Source organism: Actinokineospora sp. UV203, assembly GCF_056323665.1.
Map to the genome: position 1 here is coordinate 2,141,795 of NZ_CM150484.1, position 16,943 is coordinate 2,158,737.

Annotated in this window: 19 protein-coding genes; 7 read left to right on the plus strand and 12 right to left on the minus strand. The window is 69.5% G+C overall.

What is annotated here, in order from left to right; all coding sequences use genetic code 11:
• Positions 1 to 26: 26 nt before the first annotated feature.
• Complete coding sequence (locus ACUZ2Y_RS09790) at positions 27 to 1,037, plus strand: PHP domain-containing protein (protein ID WP_476329058.1); 1,011 nt, start codon at positions 27 to 29, stop codon at positions 1,035 to 1,037.
• 252 nt (positions 1,038 to 1,289) lie between these two features.
• On the opposite strand, the gene ACUZ2Y_RS09795 is transcribed toward ACUZ2Y_RS09790, so the two are convergent.
• Positions 1,290 to 1,727, minus strand: coding sequence for an ATP-binding protein (locus tag ACUZ2Y_RS09795; RefSeq protein WP_476329060.1), 438 nt, complete (start codon positions 1,725 to 1,727; stop codon positions 1,290 to 1,292).
• 89 nt (positions 1,728 to 1,816) lie between these two features.
• On the minus strand, positions 1,817 to 2,128 hold the full coding sequence (locus ACUZ2Y_RS09800; protein WP_476329062.1) for an STAS domain-containing protein: 312 nt from the start codon (positions 2,126 to 2,128) through the stop codon (positions 1,817 to 1,819).
• A gap of 135 nt (positions 2,129 to 2,263) precedes the next feature.
• Here ACUZ2Y_RS09800 and ACUZ2Y_RS09805 point away from each other — a divergent pair, with 135 nt between their 5' ends.
• Positions 2,264 to 2,560, plus strand: a complete 297-nt coding sequence (locus tag ACUZ2Y_RS09805; protein WP_476329064.1) for a WhiB family transcriptional regulator — start codon at positions 2,264 to 2,266, stop codon at positions 2,558 to 2,560.
• 4 nt (positions 2,561 to 2,564) lie between these two features.
• Here the strand turns inward: ACUZ2Y_RS09805 and ACUZ2Y_RS09810 are convergent, their stop codons facing one another.
• The 3 genes from ACUZ2Y_RS09810 to ACUZ2Y_RS09820 form a co-directional block, all read right to left on the minus strand.
• Positions 2,565 to 3,323, minus strand: coding sequence for a SigB/SigF/SigG family RNA polymerase sigma factor (locus tag ACUZ2Y_RS09810; RefSeq protein ID WP_476329066.1), 759 nt, complete (start codon positions 3,321 to 3,323; stop codon positions 2,565 to 2,567).
• A complete protein-coding gene (locus ACUZ2Y_RS09815) occupies positions 3,320 to 3,751 on the minus strand; it encodes an ATP-binding protein (protein WP_476329068.1) in 432 nt (143 codons plus the stop codon). Before ACUZ2Y_RS09815 ends, ACUZ2Y_RS09810 begins: the two co-directional genes overlap by 4 nt.
• A 163-nt stretch (positions 3,752 to 3,914) precedes the next feature.
• On the minus strand, positions 3,915 to 4,868 hold the full coding sequence (locus ACUZ2Y_RS09820) for a hypothetical protein (RefSeq protein WP_476329070.1): 954 nt from the start codon (positions 4,866 to 4,868) through the stop codon (positions 3,915 to 3,917).
• Between the two features lie 568 nt (positions 4,869 to 5,436).
• Between ACUZ2Y_RS09820 and ACUZ2Y_RS09825 the strand changes: the two genes are divergently transcribed.
• On the plus strand, positions 5,437 to 6,174 hold the full coding sequence (locus ACUZ2Y_RS09825; protein WP_476329072.1) for an SIR2 family NAD-dependent protein deacylase: 738 nt from the start codon (positions 5,437 to 5,439) through the stop codon (positions 6,172 to 6,174).
• Between the two features lie 133 nt (positions 6,175 to 6,307).
• Here ACUZ2Y_RS09825 and ACUZ2Y_RS09830 read toward each other — a convergent pair whose 3' ends face one another.
• Both ACUZ2Y_RS09830 and ACUZ2Y_RS09835 read right to left on the minus strand, forming a co-directional pair.
• The gene (locus tag ACUZ2Y_RS09830) at positions 6,308 to 7,585 is read right to left on the minus strand and encodes a DNA polymerase IV (RefSeq protein ID WP_476329074.1); all 1,278 of its coding nucleotides are present in this window, start codon (positions 7,583 to 7,585) and stop codon (positions 6,308 to 6,310) included.
• A gap of 29 nt (positions 7,586 to 7,614) precedes the next feature.
• Positions 7,615 to 8,340, minus strand: a complete 726-nt coding sequence (locus ACUZ2Y_RS09835) for a class I SAM-dependent methyltransferase (protein WP_476329076.1) — start codon at positions 8,338 to 8,340, stop codon at positions 7,615 to 7,617.
• A 34-nt stretch (positions 8,341 to 8,374) separates the two neighbouring features.
• On the opposite strand from ACUZ2Y_RS09835, the gene ACUZ2Y_RS09840 reads away from it, so the two are divergent.
• From ACUZ2Y_RS09840 to ACUZ2Y_RS09850, 3 genes are read left to right on the plus strand one after another with little or no spacing between them, the layout of a single operon-like run.
• Positions 8,375 to 9,223 (plus strand): ParA family protein, encoded by an 849-nt coding sequence (locus ACUZ2Y_RS09840; RefSeq protein ID WP_476329078.1) that lies wholly within the window; start codon positions 8,375 to 8,377, stop codon positions 9,221 to 9,223.
• Positions 9,220 to 9,834 (plus strand): LysE family translocator, encoded by a 615-nt coding sequence (locus tag ACUZ2Y_RS09845; protein ID WP_476329080.1) that lies wholly within the window; start codon positions 9,220 to 9,222, stop codon positions 9,832 to 9,834. Before ACUZ2Y_RS09840 ends, ACUZ2Y_RS09845 begins: the two co-directional genes overlap by 4 nt.
• Complete coding sequence (locus ACUZ2Y_RS09850) at positions 9,834 to 10,628, plus strand: DNA-formamidopyrimidine glycosylase family protein (protein WP_476329082.1); 795 nt, start codon at positions 9,834 to 9,836, stop codon at positions 10,626 to 10,628. The genes ACUZ2Y_RS09845 and ACUZ2Y_RS09850 overlap by 1 nt, the downstream gene beginning before the upstream one ends.
• Positions 10,629 to 10,632: 4 nt before the next feature.
• Here the strand turns inward: ACUZ2Y_RS09850 and ACUZ2Y_RS09855 are convergent, their stop codons facing one another.
• Positions 10,633 to 11,061 carry a hypothetical protein gene (locus ACUZ2Y_RS09855; protein ID WP_476329084.1) on the minus strand — a complete coding sequence of 143 codons (429 nt, stop codon included), beginning with the start codon at positions 11,059 to 11,061 and terminating at the stop codon, positions 10,633 to 10,635.
• Positions 11,062 to 12,074: 1,013 nt separating this feature from the next.
• Between ACUZ2Y_RS09855 and ACUZ2Y_RS09860 the strand changes: the two genes are divergently transcribed.
• Positions 12,075 to 12,257, plus strand: coding sequence for a DUF7455 domain-containing protein (locus ACUZ2Y_RS09860; RefSeq protein WP_091371508.1), 183 nt, complete (start codon positions 12,075 to 12,077; stop codon positions 12,255 to 12,257).
• A gap of 83 nt (positions 12,258 to 12,340) precedes the next feature.
• On the opposite strand, the gene ACUZ2Y_RS09865 is transcribed toward ACUZ2Y_RS09860, so the two are convergent.
• From ACUZ2Y_RS09865 to ACUZ2Y_RS09880, 4 genes are all read right to left on the minus strand, one after another.
• Positions 12,341 to 13,507, minus strand: a complete 1,167-nt coding sequence (locus ACUZ2Y_RS09865) for an ROK family protein (RefSeq protein ID WP_476329087.1) — start codon at positions 13,505 to 13,507, stop codon at positions 12,341 to 12,343.
• Positions 13,508 to 13,534: 27 nt separating this feature from the next.
• Complete coding sequence (locus ACUZ2Y_RS09870; RefSeq protein ID WP_476329089.1) at positions 13,535 to 14,962, minus strand: sugar ABC transporter permease; 1,428 nt, start codon at positions 14,960 to 14,962, stop codon at positions 13,535 to 13,537.
• Positions 14,963 to 14,970: 8 nt separating this feature from the next.
• Positions 14,971 to 15,744, minus strand: a complete 774-nt coding sequence (locus tag ACUZ2Y_RS09875) for an ATP-binding cassette domain-containing protein (RefSeq protein ID WP_476329091.1) — start codon at positions 15,742 to 15,744, stop codon at positions 14,971 to 14,973.
• Positions 15,745 to 15,806: 62 nt separating this feature from the next.
• The gene (locus tag ACUZ2Y_RS09880) at positions 15,807 to 16,931 is read right to left on the minus strand and encodes a sugar ABC transporter substrate-binding protein (protein WP_476329093.1); all 1,125 of its coding nucleotides are present in this window, start codon (positions 16,929 to 16,931) and stop codon (positions 15,807 to 15,809) included.
• Between the last annotated feature and the right edge of the window lie 12 nt (positions 16,932 to 16,943).

Consider the following 16,943-nt stretch of genomic DNA (forward strand, 5'->3'; position numbering starts at 1 on the left):
TCGCCCGCCGATGGTTAATTGGGTTCATGGATCCCGTGGCGGCCCTCAAGCAGATCGCGCTGTTCCTGGAGCGGTCGGGCGAGCCGACTTACAAGGTGCGCGCGTTCCGCAAAGCCGCCGCCATCGTCGCCGACCTGCCCCCAGGAGAACTCGAGAAACGGGTGCGGGCAGGCACGCTGACCGCGCTGCCCGGCATCGGCAAGTCAACCGCCGCCGCGATCACCGAAGCGGTCACGGGTGGCGAGCCCGCCTACTTGACCAGTCTGACCGAGGGCGCCCATGGACCGGTCGCGGGTGGTGCCCAGCTGCGGGCGGCGCTGCGCGGGGACTGCCACACGCACTCGGACTGGTCCGACGGCGGCAGCCCGATCCGGGAGATGGCCGAAGCGGCGATCGCGCTCGGCCACGAGTGGATGGCGCTGACCGACCACTCCCCCCGGCTGAAGGTGGCGAACGGGCTCAGCGCCGAGCGGCTGCGCAGGCAGTTGGAGTTGGTGGCCGAGCTGAACGTGGAGCTGGCGCCGTTCCTGATCCTGACCGGCATCGAGGTCGACATCCTGCTCGACGGCGGCCTCGACCAGACCGACGAGCTGCTCGCCGAGGTGGATGTCGTGGTGGCCAGCGTGCACTCGAAGCTGCGCATGCCGAAGGCGGAGATGACCGATCGGATGCTGACCGCCGTGGCCAACCCGCACACCGACATCCTGGGGCACTGCACCGGCAGGCTGGTGACCGGCCGGGGCCGACCGGAGTCCACGTTCGACGCGGAGTCGGTCTTCGCCGCTTGTGTCGAGTACGGGGTGGCTGTGGAGATCAATTCCCGCCCGGAACGCCTGGACCCGCCGCGTCGACTGCTGAGCTTGGCGGCCGAAATGGGCTGCCACTTCGCGATCGACACCGACGCCCATGCTCCCGGTCAGCTGGATTGGTTGCCCTATGGCTGCGAACGGGCTGAGGAGTGCGGGATCGGCCCGGACCGGGTGATCAACACGCGGACGGCGGACGAGTTGCTGGCCGGTGTCGCCGCGCGCAAATAGCTTGGTGGGGTCGTCTCGGGTCCACATGGACGGCTGGCTGTCTCTGGCTGGTGGTGCCTGATTGGGAGGTTCGCCGCGGGCGTCTTTGGCCCCGTGGTGGTTGAAGAGAAATACGACCTCTTGCGACCTACCGGCCACACGGGGTCGTATTTCTCTTCCGTTCGGTTCTGCCCCTTGCGTTTGAGGGGTGGTGGCCCGAGCCCGCTTCCGCTCCACCCACCTTGCGGCCGGGATCGCGCGCGAAATAGTCGTTCAGTGGTGTGCGGGCGGGCGCAAGTGCATGGACGGGACCGGCGCGCTCGCGGGGATGAAAGGGAACTCCGCCCACACCCACTTCCCAGCCTGGGCGAGCTGCCAGCCCCAGGAGGTGCTCAGCGCTTCGACGATCGTGAGACCCCGGCTGCGCGGGGCCAGGACTTCCCTTTCGCCGCTGACCGGCGCGCCCGGTCCTTCGTCGCGGACGCGCAGCAGGAGGCGGCTTTCGAGCAGCTGGAGGTCCACGGTGATCTCGCCGCGGCCGTGTTCCATCGCGTTCGTGACCAGTTCCGAGGTGGCGAGGACGATATCGGCGGTGAGAGCCTCGTCGCACGCCCAGGATCGGAGGGCGGCGCTGACGAAGTCGCGCGCCTCACCCGCCGACCGGGTGGTCGGCAGAAGTCGGGCGATTAGCTCTGCCCGGCCATCCACCATCTCGCCGCCTCTTGCTGGAGTCCACGCAACACCCTCCCAGTGGGACTGGGTGCACTCGCTCTGAGATACCCCGACTGAGGGACCTTGAATCACGAATTTCCGGCGAGCCCGAACACCTCAGCCAGGCCCGTGATCTCGATGATTCGGCGCACTCGGTCGTGCGGCTCACGCAGGGTCATCGACAGGCCGGACCCGTCGGCACGGCGCCGGGCGGCCACGAGGACCCGCAGGCCCGCGGAGTCCATGAATTCGACTTTCGACAGGTCGACGCACACGCCGGTGGCGCCGGAGGACGAGAGCGCCTCGTCGAGTGTCTGTTCGAGCCGGGGTGACGTGGCGAGGTCGACCTCGCCCTCCACGGACACGATCACCGGGTCGAGGCCCTCGCTGTTGATCTCCACTATCGATCCTTTCCGACCGGGTAATTCGGGTTTGTCACATTGTCGAACACGGTGAGCACAGTTTGGTCCATGCGGGCACCGGGTATCTGATGATCACTTCCCCGCGTGATGGCGGGGCCACGAGGAAGGGTCACGATGGCCGAGATCACCCGCCTGCCCAAGCCCGTCACGACCGAATGGGAATGGCAGGCCAAGGGGTCCTGCCGCGGGGTCGACAGCGTGGTCTTCTTCCACCCCGACGCCGAACGCGGACCGGCTAGGGCCGCGCGTGAGGCCCGCGCCAAAGCGATCTGCCGCGCCTGCCCGGTGCTTGAGCAGTGCCGCGAGCACGCCCTGAGCGTCCAGGAGCCGTACGGCATCTGGGGCGCGATGGGCGAAGGCGAGCGGCGGGCGCTGATCGCCCACCGCCGCAGGCAGATTCGGGTCGGCTGATCCATCAGCGCACCATGCTGTCCTCGCCGAGGCCCGCGCGGAGTCGGTCGAGGATTTTCGTGAGCAGCCGCGAGACCTGCATCTGCGAGACGCCGACGCGGCGGGCGATGTCGGCCTGGCTCATCCCGCGGACGAATCTGAGCAGGATGATCTTCTGCTCGCGCTCGGTGAGCTCGGCCAGCAGCGGCTGCAGCGCCCGGCGGTTGTCGACCTGGGTGAGCTCGTCGTCCTCGTAGCCGAATCGGTCGCCGTTGGGCTCGGCGAGCCGCGCGTCGAGTGAGGTGCCCTCCTTGGACGCGCCCGCCATGAGCGTCTCGTAAACCTGTTCCCTCGACAGCCCGAGATGGTCGGCCAGTTCACTGGGCTTGGGCGCGCGACCCAGCTGCTGGGTCAGCTCGGCGCGGCCCGTGGCGACGGTGACGTGCAGCTCCTTGAGCTGGCGTGGCACCCGCACGGCCCAGCCGGTGTCGCGGAAATGCCTGCGCAGCTCACCCATGATCGTCGGAATGGCGAAACCGTAGAAGTTGCCCTTGGCGGGCTCGAACCGGTCGATGGACTTGATCAGCCCGATCGTGGCGACCTGGACCAGGTCCTCAAGCTGATCGCCGCGACGGTCGAACTTGCGCGCGAGGTTGCGGGCGAGGTCCATGTAGGCCTCCACCACTTCGGTGCGCAGCGCGACACGTCGTGGATCACCGTCGGGGAGACGGGCCAACTTGTCGAACCGGGCGTCCTCGCGCTGCGTGGCGTGGGACTCGCTCACCGCGCTGCCGCTTCCCCGGTGCGGGTCACCAACTCGATGGACACGCGGTGCCCGTCCCCTGTCACCTCGACGTTCTCGGTGACCGACGACGCGAGCGCGGTCAGGATCTGCCAGCTCATCCGGTCCGCCGACGGCGGCATCGGGCTCGTGGCGTCGACATGGACGCGAACCCGCAGCGTGTCGTCGAGCAGGTCGAACGCGCAGAACAGCGACGAGTCCGGCACCGCCGCCCGCACCAGCAGCGAGCACGCCTCGTCGACCGCCATGCGGACGTCCTCGATGGCGTCGAGATCGAAATCGAGGCGCATCGCGATGTCCGCCGCGAACGAGCGGATCAGCGGCACCTGCTCGGCGTCGGCGCTCACCCGGACGTCGGCGCCGCGCACTCCTGACGCGTGAGCCGCCGCATTGGTCTCGACCTCTGACACTTTGTTCCTCCTGGAGCTCCTGGTCCGATCCGGCAACGTACCGCGCCGGACGAGGCGAAACGGGGTGTCGGCGCCCTAGCGCCGCCACCCCGCTCACGATGACGCGTTTCGCACGCGCGGATCCGGATGCTGTGTACCCTCGCCGCGCGCGCGTCAAACTCCGCTAGCGGTAGGAGTTTCGAGTGTAGGTGAGGCTGAAGGAGCCCTCTCCGGCGAAGTACTGGGCGACAAGGTAGGCGGGGTCGGTGGCGATGGTGCCGCGCGGGATGTCGCTGCCGTCGTTGCCGTCGTCCCAGCCCCACGGCGCGTTCGCGGCGTTGTCCTTGCCGTTGTCGCCCCTGAAGGTTCCGTAACTGGCGAAGGTCACGGCGTTCGCGCGACGCGCCCACAGACCGTCGGCGGCGAAGACGTTCACCAACTTGTAGCCGACGGAGCGGTCGTTTCCGCTCGACGGCACCTCGGCGGTGCCGCTCGGGTAGTAGACGACGCCGTCGCCGCCGGGGAACTCGGTGCCGTTCCAGGCGTAGACGCCGTGGCCCTTCGCCTCCTGGCGGGTGGTGGGGTGCGCGACGCCGTTGTAGGTCCGCATCGGCACGGTGCCGTCGATGTTCTCCCGGCCGCTGGTGAAGGTGCTGCCGGCGGGGACGTAGGAGTAGAAGTCGGTGTGCGCGACGGTGACCATGGCCTCGAACTTGCCGTAGGACGACCCGTCACGGCGCACGGTCAGGACGACGCCTTCCATGTCGTTCTCATGGGTGTAGACGCCGAACGGGTCGGAGAAGTCCTCCCAGTCGCGCGGGTGGTAGAAGCCGTAGCCGAGGAACCAGTGGGTCGAGGTTTCCACGACCGAGTAGTAGACCGTGCCGGTCAGGCGCGAGAGCACGTCGTCCTGGTGCTCCCAGTTGTTCAGGGTGTCCCACTCGAGATCGAAATCGATCTTGGACAGGTAGTCGGCGTCGTAGTCGGACGAGTCGGTGTCCTGGTAGTGGATGGGCGCCCAGCGGGTCGCCAGTTCCAGGTCGGTGACCGCGGCCGCGGCGGGTGCGGTGGCCACGAGCAGGGACGCGGTGGTGACCAGACCCGCGCCCAGCGCGGCCAAGCGGCGTAAGGACTTCATCAGCTGCTACCTCCGGTGATCTCGGCGTAGCGAGTTGATTACCGGAGGTGCGCGTCGTCGTGGTGATTTCCGGGCGAACGAGTGCCGTGCGCGAGATGATCAGTGCGGGATAGGGGGCTCGTCGTCGGGGTCGGTTCAGAGCAGGGTGACCGCCACCGATGTCGGGCCCTGGTACGGGGTGACGAGGAGCAACGCGGGAAGTGTGGTCGTTTTCCCCGCGCGGTGTTGACCGCCGATGGGTGGGCGCCCACCCCGAGATCGGTGACCCCGCCGCACTTCCAGGTCGTACCCTCCGCGTCGGTCTCGCCCGGCCCGGTGCCGCTCTGCCCGATCACCATTCCGCTGTCACCGATGATCGCCGATCGACGCCGGGTGATTCTCACGGAGGGTTCCCTTCCCAGGCTATTCGTTAAAGGCAGCGGCAAATGCGGTGTGTCAGGGAAGGGGCGGTAGGCCGAGCAAAGTGACCGTGATTCTTTGTCATTTTCGGTCAGCGGCCGGACAAAGGGCCCGTCATTCCCGAATCGCGGTCCGCGGTCGTCAGGCATTCCCGTGACATCATCATCGGGTGGGCACGGAACGGGCGCGCGAGCTGATCGCGAAGGCGGGTCGGGTCGTCGTGCTGTCCGGGGCGGGCATCTCGACCGACTCGGGCATCCCGGACTTCCGCGGACCCGACGGCCTGTGGACGAAGACCCCAGACGCCCAGCGGATGTCGAATCTCCGCGAGTACCAACGAGATCCGGCGCTGCGCGCTCAGACCTGGCAGGCCCGGCGCGTGCACCCGGCCTGGACCGCGGAGCCCAACGCGGCGCACCTCGCGTTGGCGCGACTGGAGCGTGACGGACGCCTAGCCGCGATCGTGACGCAGAACATCGACCGGCTGCACCAGCGCGCCGGATCGAGTCGGGTGATCGAGTTGCACGGGACGATTTTCGACACGGTGTGCCTGTCGTGCACCGAAGTGCGGCCGATGCGGGAAGCGCTGGACCGGGTGGCGGCGGGCGAGACGGACCCGCCTTGCCTGCGGTGCGGCGGGATCCTCAAATCGGCGACAGTGTCGTTTGGGCAGGCTTTGGAACGGGCCGTGCTGGATGAGGCACGGGCGGTGGTGGAATCGGCGGATCTGCTGATGGCGGTGGGGAGTTCGTTGACCGTGCAGCCTGCTGCTGGGTTGGTCGGACTGGCTGCTCGGGCAGGAGCTGTCGTGGTTTTGTGCAACGCCTCGCCGACGCCTTATGACGGGGTGGCTTCGGCTGTGGTGCGAGGATCGTTGTCGGCTGTGCTGCCTGATCTTGTCGGTTGACTGGCCCGGCAGGGGGCTGTGCCTGTTGGTCTTGGCCCGTTGCGTTTCGAGGGTGATGGCGCCGCCTCAGCCCCCTGTTTCCTCCCCTTTTCACATCCCCAAAGCCCGTCGGGCCGGCCTTGACCGGATGTTCCTAAGACTTGGCGGGTTTGGGTTCCGTGGCGCCCGCTCGCTCCGGTCGTGCGCCCAGTAATGCGGCGGGGCGAACCGCCGCCGTGCCGAACTTCGACCGGGCCTTGTCCGCCGCCTGTTCGGCCTCCCGCCAGCCCTGTTCCGGGGTGTCCAGCAGCAGTTGGCCGCCTTCGCCCTGTCCGAGTTGTTCCATCCGGACCCCGATCAGCCGGACCGCGCCCGGTGGGGTCTGTTCGTCGAGGAGTTTGCAGGCGGTTTGGTAAACCTCGCGGGTCACATCTGTCGGGACCGGCAGGGTGCGGGATCGGGTGATCGTGGTGAAGTCGGCGTACCGGACCTTGATCGAGACCGTTCTGCCACGCAGCCCGCGTGCGCGCAGAGTTGCCACGGTGCGTTCGGAGAGGCGGAGGAGTTCGCGTTTCAGTAGGTCGCGGTCGTAGTGGTCGATTTCGAAGGTCTCCTCGGCGCCGACTGACTTCTCCGCTGTTTCGGCCACCACCGCGCGGCTGTCGTGGCCGTTCGCGAGGGCGTGGAGGTGTTCGGCCAAGGCCACGCCCAGCATGCGCTTGAGGCGCGGCAGCGGGGTGGCGGCGACATCCGAGACCGTTTCCAGGCCGACGTCGAAGAGGCGGTCCGCGGTCTTCTTCCCGACTCCCCACAGCGCCGAGACGGGGAGTGGGTGCAGGAACTCGGTGACCTGGTCGCGCGGGACCACCAGCATGCCGTCGGGCTTGGCGAGGCCCGACGCGAGTTTCGCGACGAACTTCGTCGGGCCGACGCCGACCGAGCAGGTGATGCCGAACTCCTCATGGACGCGGCGGCGGATCTCCGCGCCCAGGGCGGCGGGGGTGGTGCGCAGCCTGCGCAGCGAGCCGGAGACGTCCAGGAACGCCTCGTCCAGGCTCAGCGGCTCGACCAGTGGGGTGAGGTCGCGGAAGATCGCCAGCACGCCGGTGGAGACCTCCTGGTAGAGGTCGAAGCTCGGCGGCAGGAACACCGCCTGCGGGCACAGCCTGCGGGCCTGACCGGTCGGCATGGCCGAGCGCACGCCGAACGTCCGGGCGATGTAGTTGGCCGCCGACACCACGCCCCGGGCGCCCACCCCGCCGACGATGACCGGCCGGTCGCGCAGTTCCGGTCGCCTGCGGATCTCCACGGAGGCGTAGAAGGCGTCCATGTCGGCGTGCAGCATCGGGCAGCCGGTGTCGTCCGGCCACTCGCCATCGCGCGCCTTGAATCTCTCGACCAGCCCCCTGGGCAGGTCGCCGCTTCTCCCCATGGCCTGAGCCAACCACAGGGAGCCGACAGTCAGCGCCTGGCGATGGCGTGCAGGCGGCTTGCCACGTCGCGCAGCGGCGGTGTGGTGGCGGCCACCAGCTCCAGCTGGGCGAGCGCCTCCTGGGCGCCCGGGTTGCTCTCCAGGACCGAGCCGGGCACCAGGTCGGCGACGACGCCGTAGCCCTGGACCAGTTCGACGGTGAGCCCCGCGTCGGCGATCAGGGTGCGCAGGCCCTCGGTGTCGAAGCGGCGCAGCAACGCCTCGGCGGGGCCGCTGATCGCCCCGGCCGGGTCGTCGAGCAGGGCGCGGGCGTCGACGAGCTTGCCGGAGATCGCGCGGTGCAGGATCGCCGCGAACCGGTTCGCGACCAGCACGGACAGCACCCCGCCGGGGGCGAGGACGGCGGCCATGGCGGCGACGGTCACCTTCGGGTCGTCGACCACCTCGAGCAGCCCATGGGCCAGGACCAGCTCGGCCGAACCGGGCTCCACCAGCTGGTCAAGGGCGTCGCTGTCACCCTGCACGGCGGTGATCCGGTCGGCCACCCCGGCCTCCTGGGCCCGCCGCTGCAGAGTGGCCAGGGCATTGGGGCTCGGCTCGACGACGGTGACGTCGCAGCCCGCGGCGGCCATGGGCACGGCGAACACCCCGCTGCCGCCTCCGACATCGACCACCCTCGGCGCTAGGCCGCCGCGCCGCTCACGGGCAGCGGTCAGCTCGAGGTCGAGCACACGGCGTACGGCATCCGGTCGCATGAGAATGAACTCTAGAGACTCTAAGGTTCAGGGCGTGCAAACGGTGGCAGTGCTCAGCCTCAAAGGCGGCGTGGGGAAGACCACGGTCGTGCTCGGCCTCGCGTCGGCCGCGCTGCGGCGCGGGGCCCGCACGCTGGTGGTCGACCTAGACCCACAGTGCAACGCGACACAGACACTCGACCCGGGCGAGACCGAGGCGACACTCGCCGACGTCTTGGAGAACCCGACGGCCTCGGTCCTCAAGGCCGCGATCGCGCCGAGTTCCTGGGACGGCGAGGTCGACGTCATGGTCGGTTCGGAGGAACTCGAGACCCTCAACGAACCCGATCCGGGCGCCCGGCGGCTGGAGAAGCTCGGTCGGGCGCTCGCCGAGCTGCGGCACCTGCTGGCCGACGGCGAGCTGCCCTACCAGCTGGTGCTGATGGACTGCCCGCCGTCGCTGGGCAGGCTGACCCGCTCAGCGCTGGTCGCGGCCCAGGGCGCGCTGCTGGTCACCGAACCGACCATGTACGCGGTCGCGGGTGCCCAGCGCGCGTTCGAGGCGGTGGAGAACACCCGCGACGAGCACAACGCGAACCTGGTCGCGCTGGGCGTCGTGGTCAACAAGGTCCGCACGCACTCCTACGAGCACCAGTTCCGCATCCAGGAGCTCCGTGAGAGCTTCGGCAGGCTGGTCATGCCGGTCGCCCTGCCCGACCGGCTCGCGGTGCAGCAGGCGCAGGGCGCGTGCATGCCGATCCACCAGTGGCAGACGCCGGGGGCGCGGGAGGTGTCACTGGCGTTCAACCTCCTGCTCGCGCGCGTCCTGCGCACCGGTAGTCGCGGCAGGCACAACGTCGTCACCTGGCCCACCGACAGCGAGACGGAGGCGGTCACCGAATGAGTTCGGCCGCCCTGCTCGGCTACACCCTGGCCGCGTTCCTGCTGACTATCACGCCGGGCCTCGACACGCTGCTGATCCTGCGGTCGGTCCTGTCCGGCGGTCGCCGGGCCGGGTTCGCCGTGGGGATGGGGATCACGGCGGGCTGCGTGCTGTGGGGCACGGCGAGCATCGCCGGGCTGACCGCGCTGCTGGCGGCCTCCCCGCTCGCCTACGACATTGTCCGGTACGCGGGTGCGGCCTACCTGCTCTGGCTAGGCGCGTCGGGGCTCCGGCAGTCCTGGCGGCGGCGCGAGGAACCCGATGCCTTCGTCCCGGTGTCCGGCGCGTTCCGCACCGGGCTGATGACGAACCTGCTCAACCCCAAGATCGGCGTGTTCTATGTGAGCCTGCTCCCCCAGTTCGTGCCCGCGAGCAGCGCGAGCGCGACTTGGGCGGCACTGCTGGTGGCGATCCATGTCGGGCTGGGCTTGCTGTGGCAGGCGGGGCTCATCTGGTTCGGCGGCCGGGCGCGGACCGCACTCACCAGGCCCGCGCTGCGTCGGGTGACCGAGCGGGTGGCGGCGAGCGTGCTGCTCGGGTTCGGGTTGAAGGTCGCTTTGGGCGGGCGCTGATGCCTGAGGGCGACACGGTCTACCAGGCCGCGGCTCGACTGGCCGCGCTGGTTGATCATGTGCTGACCACCGGCGAGCTCCGCCATCCTCGATTGTCCACTGTGGATCTCAAAGGGCGCACCGTCCTCGGGCCGCGCACCGTGGGCAAGCATCTGTTCCTCCGGTTCGACCGGGACCTCAGCCTGCACAGCCACCTCGGCCTCGACGGCACCTGGCAGGTCCAAGCGCGCGGCGCCCGTTGGCGTCGACCGGCCCACCAAGCCCGGGCCGTGTTCACCACCGCCGAGCACCAGGCGGTCGGATTTCTGCTGCACGAGATGGCTTTGGTTCCCACAGCCGAGGAAGGCAGGCTGGTCGCACACCTCGGCCCGGACCTCCTCGATCCGACTTGGGATGACGCGCACGCGGCCGAGGCACTCGCCCGGCTGACCGCCGATCCCGAGCGGGAGATCGGGCTCGCGCTGCTCGACCAGCGGGTCATGGCGGGGATCGGCAACGTGTTCAAAGCCGAGATCTGCCACCTGCTCGGCGTCTCACCGTGGACCCCCGTGTCCGAAGTGGACAGCGAACGCACGATCCAACTGAGCCGGGATCTGTTGGAACGCAACAAAATGACACCGGACCGGTGTACCACCGGCGATCCTCGACGCGACCGGCGGCTGTGGGTCTACGGCCGCACCCGGTCGAGCTGCCTGCGCTGCGGATCGCGGGTGGTGGCCGGGACGCAGGGGTCCGGGGTGCGCGAGCGGGTCGCCTACTTCTGCCCGAAATGCCAGCCCGGACCCACCGGCTGAGCGGTCAGCACCAGAACAGCCAGCACTCGTCCGGCTTGGTCGTGGTGGTGGTCGGGCGCTGGGTGGTCGTGGTCGCCCGGGGCGTGGTCGTCGTCGGCCTCGGCTTCGGCGTGGTGGTCGGCGCCGGGTCGGACGCGGTCGTGGACCCGGCGGTCGTGGTGGTCGTCGTCGTTGTCGTGGTGGTGGTGGTCGTGGTGGTCGACGTGGTGGTAGTGGTCGACGTCGACGTGCTCAGCACAGTCGTGGTGCCGGTCTGCTCGGGGGGCAGCGCCCGGCCCGCAGGGCTGTCGTCGGGTTCGTCGGCGACCACCCGCGGCGCCGCCTCGGCGGGCGCGCGCAGCACCGGGCCGGACATCATTCCCTCATAGAACAGCGCGGCGGCCGCGGCTCCGATGACGACGCCGATCGCGATTCTTCGGGGTTGGTCCTCCACGTTCCGCAAGGTCCCCTCCCGCGCCGATCAGCCGAACTCCGGTCAACCACGTGTGTGAACCAACCCCACGCTGCGTGTGTGCGGGGACCCTATCAGTGACCCGAATGGGGGAGATACGAAACCTCGTTGTCGAATCCGGCCGGAGACTTTACGGTCGCGGTACACGAGAGAGGAGGTGGTCCAACGGTGAAGTCTCAGAGGACTCGTGAGGTGGCTGTCCGCTAGGACCGCCCATCGAAGAGATGGTAGCCGGCTCGCACACGGCCGGACTGACCGGCGTCAGTCCCCGTAGGCGCGGCGTGTGGTCGGCGAATACCAGGCAGTCACCCAGCCCTCGGGCCCCCGGGAATCAGTCCTCCCCGGCCCGACCGCCCGCGGCGGTCGGGAAACGGCCCGAGGGCTGCGCCATTTCCGGGTCAGCGCGCCGATGAGAACCTCGGGATCAAGCGCCGCCCGCCTCGGGCGAGACGATCAGTCCCGCGAGCGCGGAGGCAAGCTCGCGGCAGCGGGCCGCTGGGATCATCCAGTCCCGGTGCCAAGCGGCGCCGAACCCCGCGCGGCACTCGCCGCACGGCGGCCCCGCCGGAGCGCGTCATGATCGATGAGAGCGGTCTCGGCGCCACGACACCGAGCGACCTGGGTCTCAGCCGCGAAGCGCCGATCGGGCTTGGCCGGCCGAAGTGGATCAGCGCAGACAGCGGCGATGGTGTGTGCCGCGTCACATTCGTGGCCTTCGGGGTGTTCGCCTGTGGTGAACACGGGGTGGCCGGAGCGGGCCCCCACGCCCGATCCGCGGGGACAAACCCCCTGTTGAACCCGCAAAAATCTGGTTGAGCTTGGGCCAACCGGGTTAATCAAGGGTTACCTGATTGCTATGTGGGCGCGGGAACACTGCTATTCCTCCGCGCGTCTGTAAGAGTAGGAATTGTGAACCGGTGGAGCTCTCAGCCTCCGAGTCCACGGCCGATGATGGTGCCGGGTTCACCCGGCACCGGGACGGAGGGAGAACTCCCATGACGACAACGACGCTCACCCGCCCCGAGCTGACCGCTGCCGATCGCTGCGACCGATGCGGCGCCGCCGCACAGGTTCGCGCCGTATTTCCCTCCGGAGGAGAGCTGCTGTTCTGCGGCCACCACGCTCGCGCGCACGAGGATCGTTTGCGCGAGATCGCGGCCGAGCTCCAGAAGGGCTGATCCCACGCCTTGAATCTCGTCCAGGACGGGCGGCACCCCCAGCGGGGTGCCGCCCGTTCGCTGTGTCAGACCGCGTCGCTGTGTCAGACCGTGTCCAGGACCGGCTCGAACGCCAACTCGGCCGCGCCGACCAGCTTGCCGTCGGTGCCCAGCGTCGACGCCTGAACCCGGGTGCCGCCGATCGCGCGGGACACCAGGCTCCGTTTGCCCACCTCGGCCCCGACCGCCGCGATCAGTGACGGGGGCAGCGCGGTGAACAGGTCGCCGAGAACCACGAGTTCCGGGCTGAACGCGTTGACGATGTTGACCAGGCCCAGGGTCAGCCACTCGCGGAACTCGCCCAGGCGCGGCCCGACCTCGTCGGCGCGCAGGCCGCGCAGCTCGGCGATGACGACCCCGCGCGGCGTGCCCTCCGACAGCGACAGCGCCCGGCACAGGGCCAGCTCCCCCACCTCGGTCTCCCAGCAGCCCCGGCTGCCGCAGTGGCAGTCGCGGCCGGTCGGGTTGATGACCATGTGGCCGAGCTCGCCGACGTACCCGGCCGTGCCGCGCAGCGCCGAGCCGTCGGAGATCACCCCGCCGCCGATCCCGATGTCGGCCGAGACGTAGACCGCGTCGAGCGAGCCCCGGGCCGCGCCGCGCAGGTGTTCGGCCAGCGCGCCGACCTCGGCGTCGTTGGCCACCCGGACCGGCACGCCCAGCGTCGCGCGGAGCCGGTCGCCCAGTGGCACGTCGCGCCACCGCAGGTTGGGCGCCTCGTGGACGAAACCGTCGGAGCGCCGCACGACGCCGGGCACGGACACGCCGACGCCGTAGATCTTCAGGTCGAGCTCGTCGGCCAGCACCCGGGTCGACTCGATGATGTGAGTGATCACCTCGTCGGGCTCGCCGGAGCGCCGGTGCAGGTTCCACCGGTTGCGGCCGAGCATCTCCCCGCCCAGGCCGACCAGCGCGATCGCCACCTGCTCAACCCGGATGTCGACCGCGAGCACCACGGCGGCCTGCGGCTGCGGCAGCACGAGCAGCGAGGGCCTGCCCGCGCCGGACCGCGCCCGCGGCACCCGCTCCAGCACGATGCCCGACTCCGCCAGCCCATCGACCAGCGCCTTGATCGTGCTGCGGTTGAGGCCGAGCTCGGTGGCCAGTTCGGCGCGGGTGCTCGGGCCGTCGACGTGCAGGCGGCGCAGCAGCGCGGTGCGGTTGTGCCTGCGCACCTCGTCGGGCCGTGCGCCCGCCGTGGGTGTGCTCACCGTGCTGCCTCCCCTTGCCCGCCTCCCCTACCTGACCGCCACCGTGGCCCTCCGCCGCGACAGCGCGTCGACGCTCGCCGCGAGCAGCAGCACGAGTCCGGTCACGATGTTGACCACCGCGGCGGGCTGCTGCAGCAACCCGAGCCCGTTCTCCACGACCGCGAGGACCAGACCGCCGATGACCGCGTGGATGACCTTCCCACGCCCGCCGAACAGCGATGTCCCGCCGATGACCGCCGCCCCGACGGCGAACAGGAGCGTATTGAGGCCACCCGCCTGCGGGTCGACCGACCCCACCTTCGATGAGTACACGATGGCGCCGAGCGCGGCCACCGAGGAGCAGACCACGAACACGCTGGCCCGGATCTTGGGGACGTTGATACCCGCGCGCCGGGCCGCCTCGGCGTTGCCGCCGACGGCGTAGATGTGCCGGCCGTAGCGGGTGCGGTTGAGCACGTAGGTGCCGATCACGAGCAGCACCAGGACGATCGGCACGACATACGGGACGCCCTCGATCACCACGAAGTCGTTGGGCGACCGGTTGAGGGTGAAGGCGAACGTCGCGAGCGCGGCGATCACGGTGACCGCCGCGACCTTGCCGACCACGATCGGGGTCGGCGCGGTGACCAGGCTCTTGCTGACCCGGATGTAGTGCTCGCCCAAGACCACGCCCGCGTAGCCGACGATGCCGACCGCGAACAGGATCCAGCTGCCGAGCACCGACAGGTTGCCGTTGGCGACGGAGAACAGGACCGGCTGGGTGCCGATGCCGAACACACCGCCCTGGCCGATGAACTGCAGGATCACGCCCTGCCAGGTGATGAACAGCGCGAGCGTCACCACGAAGGACGGCATGCCGATCTTGGACACCAAGAACCCGGTGATCACGCCGATCGCGGTGCCGACGCACAGCGCGAGCAGCATCTCGATCCACGGGTTCGGCCCCACGCCGAGCATCGCGATGGTGACGGCGACCATGGCGAACACGGCCCCCGCCCAGATCCGCATGATCACGGCGAGGACCGCGGCGACGAGCATGCCGCCGACGAAGACGTAGAAGACCGTCGATCCCATCCCGCCGACGAGATTGCCCGAGCGCACGTAGTGCATGGCCATCACCGCCGCGCAGACGCCGGACGCGGTGCCCGCTGACAGGTCGATCTCGCCGAGCAGCAGGACGAAGACCAGGCCCATGGCGATGATCATCTTGCCGGAGCCCTGGGCGATCAGGTTCGCCGTGTTGTCCAGTGTCAGGAAGCTCTCGGACTGGGTCCAGAAGTAGAGGACGAGCGCGCCGAGGCCGAGCACCGCGGGCATCGAGCCGAGGTCGCCGGACCGCAGTCGCACGAAGAAGTCACGCACCGCCTCGCCGGTGGACTGGGTGGTGGTGTCGATGCCGAAGTCGGAGATGGCGCCGCCGGAGTCAGGTTTGGCGGCGACAGGCTGGTTGGTCATGGGAATCCTCAGACGGTTGCGGTCTCGGGGCGGGCGAGGCCGAGATCGCCCGAGCGGCCGGCGGTGATCAGTTCGACGACCTGGCCGTGGGTGACCTCGCGGGTCGGCACCTCGGCGACCATGCGACCCAGGTAGAGGGTCGCGATCCGGTCGGCGACCTCGAACACGTCGGCCATGTTGTGGCTGATCAGCACGACGCCGAGGCCTTGCTCGGCGAGCCTGCGGACCAAGTCGAGCACCTGTCGGGTCTGCGCCACGCCCAGCGCGGCGGTCGGCTCGTCGAGGAGCACGACCTTGCTCTCCCAGAGCACGGCCTTGGCGATGGCGACGGTCTGGCGCTGGCCGCCGGAGAGCGAGGCGACGGGTGTGCGCACCGACTTGACCGTGCGCACCGACAGCGACGCGAGGGTGTCGCGCGCGGCCTTCTCCATCGACGCCTCGTCGAGCAGCCACGGGCCGCCGCGCTCACGGCCGAGGAACATGTTCTGCACGATGTCGAGGTTGTCGGCGAGCGCGAGGTCCTGGTAGACGACCTCGATCCCGAGCTTGGCCGCGTCACGCGGTCCGTGCACCGACACCGGGTCGCCGTTGAAGCGCACCACGCCCGAGTCCATCGGGTGGATGCCCGCGACGCATTTGACCAAAGTGGACTTGCCGGCGCCGTTGTCGCCGACGAGGGCGGTGACTTCGCCCGCGCGGACGGTGAAATCCACGTCGTGCAACACATGCACGGGTCCGAAGCTCTTGTTGAGTCCGGTTACTTCGAGAATCGGTTCACTCATGGAAACGCTCTCCTGGCCGGGCCCCGGCGCGGCACGTGGCCGCGCCGGGGCTGGTGGTCGAACTAGCTGATGCCGAGCTGGGCACAGACCGCGGCGAGGTCGCCGCCGCAGATGTCGCTCGCCTTGACGTAGCCCTGGCTCACGACCTCCTTGACCCCGTCCTTGGTGGTCAGCTTCGGCTCGAGCAGCAGCGACTTGACCGTCCGGCTGCCCTTGGTGTCCTCACTGGACTGTCCGGCGATCTTGTCGGCCGCCGCCTTGTCGCCCTTGGCCAGCGCCGCGGCGAGCTTGGCCGCGCCCTCGGCCTCGTCCTTGATCGGCTTGAACACGGTCATGTACTGGTCGCCGCGCAGCACGGCCATCAGGCCGTCCGGGGTGGCGTCCTGGCCGGTGACCGGGACCTTGCCGTTGAGGCCGTTCTTGCGCAGCACGGTGATCACCGCACCGGCCAGACCGTCGTTGGCCGCGACGACACCGTCGACCTTGCCGCCGTTGCCGGTCAGGATCTGCTCGAAGGTGACGCCGCCCTTCTGGTTGTCCCAGCCGTCGATGGGCTGGCTGCGCACCAGCTTGAGCGCACCCGAGTCGTAGAGCGGCTTGAGGACCTTCTGCTGACCCGCGTGGAAAAGTGTCGCGTTGTTGTCGGTCGGCGCGCCCTCGATCTCGATCACCTGCGCGCCCGGCTTGTCCTTGAGCGCGGTGGCCAGGCCCTCCCCCTGCAGTTCGCCGACCTTCACGTTGTCGAAGGACACGTAGTACTCGGAGCTGCCGCCGAGGTTGAGCCGGTCGTAGTCGATCGTGGGGATGCCTCGGGCCTTGGCCTTGGCCGCGACCGCCGCCCCGACCTCGCTGTTGATCGCCGCGATGACCAGGACCTTGACGCCCTGGCTGATCATCCCGTCGGCCAGCGTGGAGAACTTCTGCACGTCGCCCTGGGCGTTCTGGATGTCCGGGGCGAGCCCCTCGGCCTTCATGGCCGCTTCGAGCATCGGCTTGTCGAAGCCTTCCCAGCGAGCCGAGGTGGCGGTCTCGGGCAGGATCACGCCCACCTTGATCCCGCCTGCCGGAGCTGCCGAGGTCTGCTGCCCTGAGCCGCCCGACGGAGTTTCCTGATTGGCACCACAGGCCGTCATGGCGAGGGAGACACCCACACCAGCGGCGAACAGAGCCAGCGTCTTGCTGCGCATTCGGTCGTCCCT

Coding starts and splice junctions, on each gene's coding strand:
- ACUZ2Y_RS09790 (WP_476329058.1), top strand. CDS start 27: ATGGATCCCGTGGCGGCCCTCAAGCAGATCGCGCTGTTCCTGGAGCGG.
- ACUZ2Y_RS09795 (WP_476329060.1), bottom strand. CDS start 1,727: ATGGTGGATGGCCGGGCAGAGCTAATCGCCCGACTTCTGCCGACCACC.
- ACUZ2Y_RS09805 (WP_476329064.1), top strand. CDS start 2,264: ATGGCCGAGATCACCCGCCTGCCCAAGCCCGTCACGACCGAATGGGAA.
- ACUZ2Y_RS09820 (WP_476329070.1), bottom strand. CDS start 4,868: ATGAAGTCCTTACGCCGCTTGGCCGCGCTGGGCGCGGGTCTGGTCACC.
- ACUZ2Y_RS09830 (WP_476329074.1), bottom strand. CDS start 7,585: ATGGGGAGAAGCGGCGACCTGCCCAGGGGGCTGGTCGAGAGATTCAAG.
- ACUZ2Y_RS09835 (WP_476329076.1), bottom strand. CDS start 8,340: ATGCGACCGGATGCCGTACGCCGTGTGCTCGACCTCGAGCTGACCGCT.
- ACUZ2Y_RS09845 (WP_476329080.1), top strand. CDS start 9,220: ATGAGTTCGGCCGCCCTGCTCGGCTACACCCTGGCCGCGTTCCTGCTG.
- ACUZ2Y_RS09850 (WP_476329082.1), top strand. CDS start 9,834: ATGCCTGAGGGCGACACGGTCTACCAGGCCGCGGCTCGACTGGCCGCG.
- ACUZ2Y_RS09860 (WP_091371508.1), top strand. CDS start 12,075: ATGACGACAACGACGCTCACCCGCCCCGAGCTGACCGCTGCCGATCGC.
- ACUZ2Y_RS09870 (WP_476329089.1), bottom strand. CDS start 14,962: ATGACCAACCAGCCTGTCGCCGCCAAACCTGACTCCGGCGGCGCCATC.
- ACUZ2Y_RS09875 (WP_476329091.1), bottom strand. CDS start 15,744: ATGAGTGAACCGATTCTCGAAGTAACCGGACTCAACAAGAGCTTCGGA.
- ACUZ2Y_RS09880 (WP_476329093.1), bottom strand. CDS start 16,931: ATGCGCAGCAAGACGCTGGCTCTGTTCGCCGCTGGTGTGGGTGTCTCC.